Origin of the sequence: Paenibacillus daejeonensis DSM 15491, from assembly GCF_000378385.1 — a bacterium.
Lineage (GTDB): Bacteria > Bacillota > Bacilli > Paenibacillales > Paenibacillaceae > Paenibacillus_D > Paenibacillus_D daejeonensis.
The window spans coordinates 1-1,172 of sequence record NZ_KB899694.1; the positions used below are offsets into that span (position 1 = coordinate 1).

General features: G+C 48.0%; 1 protein-coding gene and 1 rRNA gene. One reads left to right on the forward strand and one right to left on the reverse strand.

Annotation, left to right across the window (positions count from 1 at the left end; genetic code table 11):
- Positions 1-90 (forward strand): 5S ribosomal RNA (rrf, locus tag F556_RS36855); the annotation flags it as partial.
- 85 nt (positions 91-175) lie between these two features.
- Here the strand turns inward: rrf and F556_RS39155 are convergent.
- Positions 176-298 carry a hypothetical protein gene (locus F556_RS39155; protein WP_281167931.1) on the reverse strand — a complete coding sequence of 41 codons (123 nt, stop codon included), beginning with the start codon at positions 296-298 and terminating at the stop codon, positions 176-178.
- Positions 299-1,172 lie beyond the last annotated feature (874 nt).

Genomic DNA, 1,172 nt, shown 5'->3' on the forward strand with positions numbered 1-1,172 from the left:
CGCGTTCCCATCCCGAACACGACCGTTAAGCCCTTCAGCGCCGATGGTACTTGGACCGCAGGGTCCTGGAAGAGTAGGACGTCGCCAAGCACGATAAACCCACGATCTGATGATTGTGGGTTTTTTGTTGCTGCAATTGGGGTTGCGGGCGTGCGATACCATCCATGAAACCACGTTACTTCCACCCCCGCTGCACCCCAGTCAACTCGCCCTGAAGCTGCAGGTCGCTCCAGATCCCCTCAACTAACCTTTCTTTGTACTCCTTTCCCGAGCCTACCAACGTAGCTACTACATGCATAATCGGGGCTGATTGGTGCTGCTTATTCCGTCCCCACTACACCAGACTGACTACTTACTATCTACTCTGCCTCGATAAACCTTACTCACCGCCAACTGTTCACTCTGCCTCGGATATCTGCCCCATGACCCACTGTCTAACTTTACGACCGCTACATCAGGCTCACCACCCACTAGCTACTTTCCCTCTGATACACCTGCCAGACAAACCCACGGTCTACTCTTCTTTGGATCACCACACCCACCACACCCACCACTCTCACCACGCCCACTACATCCGCCATACTCGAAACGACATCCTATCCCTAAGTGCGTAAATACAATTAACATTGCCTGCAAAACAGAGCGATCCATCCTTAAGTGCAAAAGTACAGTTAATTTGTCTCGAGTTGGTAACTATTAGGAGGTTATGGAGCCGCTAAGTATATTTTTGCAACTAGGAGAAGGGAATATAGCCGATTAGTTTGAAATAGTTGTATTTTTGCACTTAGCGCATGGATTGGAGGGGGAAGAGGGGAGAGATACGTTTGGAATCCAACCAAATCCAGCATCCGTTAGTATCACACAGCATCACCACCACCACCATCACCATCGCCACCACCATCACACTCCCCCACTGCACAAGCTGGCCACAACGACAAAAGTGCATCTATTATCCACCATATTCGTCAGTAGTGTGCCCTTAAGGACAAAAGTACAACTAATTAGTTCGGAAATGGAAGTAATTAGGGTAATGCAGTGAAATTAAGTGTACTTTTGTCGGTACAGACTGCAATTTAAGATGATATACAGTAGTTTGTGTACCATGATTTGGAGTCTATCCAAAGCATAAAAAAGAAGGGTATTCTCGGGAGTGACGAAACCACCAAGAAAGG